At 73.8% G+C, this 1,889-nt stretch carries 1 protein-coding gene; it reads right to left on the reverse strand.

All coding sequences use genetic code 11. The features are described from left to right. Positions 1-1,889: condensation domain-containing protein (locus tag ACIBVQ_RS40510; protein WP_399184267.1), on the reverse strand; the 1,889-nt coding region annotated here is incomplete at both ends.

A 1,889-nucleotide genomic window follows, 5' to 3' on the forward strand; every position in this document is an offset into this window, starting at 1 on the left:
CAGGCCAGGGCGTTGGCGCGGGCGTTGAGCTCCGCGGCGGTCAGGCGGGTGGTGCCGCAGACCACGGCTTCGGCGCCGGGGTCCGCCGCGACCCGTGCCTCGAACAACCGGGCCAGGTCACCGTACGGCAGCGCCGCCGCGGTGGCGTTGCCCTCCTCCACCAGGGCACGCCGCTCCCCGGCGGTGAGCAGCTCGACCTGCCCGATCCGGACGTCGGGGTCCGCCGCCACCGCCTCCAGCAGCCTCGTCAGCCACCCGGCGATCGACTCGGCCGTGCCGTGGTCGAACAGGTCGGTGGCGTACTGCAGTACCCCGTGGATTCCCGACGGCCCCTCGCTGAGACCGAACAGCAGGTCGCACTTGGCGCCGCTGAGGCCGTACAACGAGTAGTCCGGGTCCGGCGTCACCGTCAGACCGGGCACCTCGGTCCTGTCGTCGGGGGTGTTCTCCAGGGCCAGCATCACCTGGAAGAGCGGGTTGCGGCCGGGCAGCCGCACCGGGTTGAGCGCCTCGACCAGATGCTCGAACGGCACGTCCTGGTGCGCGTACGCCGCCAGGTCCGCCTCCCTGACCCGGGCCAGCAGCTCACGGAAACTCGGATCGCCCGAGGTGTCGGTGCGCAGCACCAGCGTGTTGACGAAGAAACCGACCAGGTCGTCCAGCGCCTCGTCCGCACGGCCCGCCACGGGAGAGCCGACCGGTATGTCGCCGCCCGCCCCGAGCCTGGTCAGCAGCGCCGCCAGCCCCGCCTGCAGGACCATGAACAATGTGGCCTGACCGGTCCTGGCCAGGGTGAGCAGCCGCCCGTGCAGCTCGGGCGGGATCCGCAGCGGCACGGCACCGCCTCCGTGCCCCGGGACCGTCGGCCGGGGCCGGTCGGCGGGCAGCGGCAGTTCCTCGGGCAGCCCCGCCAGGGCCCGCCGCCAGAAACCGGTCTGCGCGCTCATGAGACTGTCCGGGTCGGCCGCGTCCCCGAGCAGCTCGCGCTGCCACAGGGTGTAGTCGCGGTAACGCACGGGCAGCGGCTCCCACTCCGGGGCCTCACCCCGCGTGCGGGCCGCGTAGGCCGTCGCCAGGTCGCGCCTGAGCGGCGCCATCGACCAGCCGTCCGCGGCGATGTGGTGCAGCAGCACGACCAGCACGTGCTCGTCGGGGTCGCCCTGCCCGAGGGCGAACAGGCACGCCCGCACCGGCGGCTCGGCCGACAGGTCGAAGGGGCGCGCGGCCTCCCGCTCGATGGCGGGACCGAGCTCCGCCTCGCCGATCTCCGTGACCGTCAGGCCGGGGACGACGTCGAGCACCCGCTGGCCGTCCGGCGAGGGGAAGACCGTCCGCAGCGTCTCGTGCCGCAAGGCCACATCACGCAGCGCCGCCGCGAGCGCCGCCCGGTCCAGCCGCCCGGACAGGCGCAGGACCAGCGGAATGGTGTAGAGCCCGGCGGACTCGGCGAGCCGGTCGACGATCCAGATCCGGTGCTGGGCGTAGGAGAACAACGGCTCCCCGGAGTCCTCCGAGCGGACCAGCGGCGGCCTGGTCCCGCGTCCTCTCGCCCTCTCGACCGCCGTGGCGAGCGCGGCGACGGTCGGCGCCTCGAAGACCTCCCGCACCTGCACCTCGACGGAGAGCGCCGACCTGATTCCGGCCACCACCCGCATGGCCAGCAGCGAGTGCCCGCCGAGCGCGAAGAAGTCGTCGTCGACCCCGATCCCCGGTACGGCGAGCACCTGCGCGAACAGGTCACGGAGGATCCCCTCGACCGGAGTGCGCGGCGCCGTGCCCGACGTCGTCGTCTCCGGGGCGGGCAGGGCGTCGCGGTCGACTTTGCCGTTGTGGTTGAGGGGGAGGGTGTCGAGGATGACGAGGGCGGTGGGGACCATGTAGGCGGGCAG

This window comes from Streptosporangium sp. NPDC049376 (assembly GCF_044466505.1).
Lineage (GTDB): Bacteria > Actinomycetota > Actinomycetes > Streptosporangiales > Streptosporangiaceae > Streptosporangium.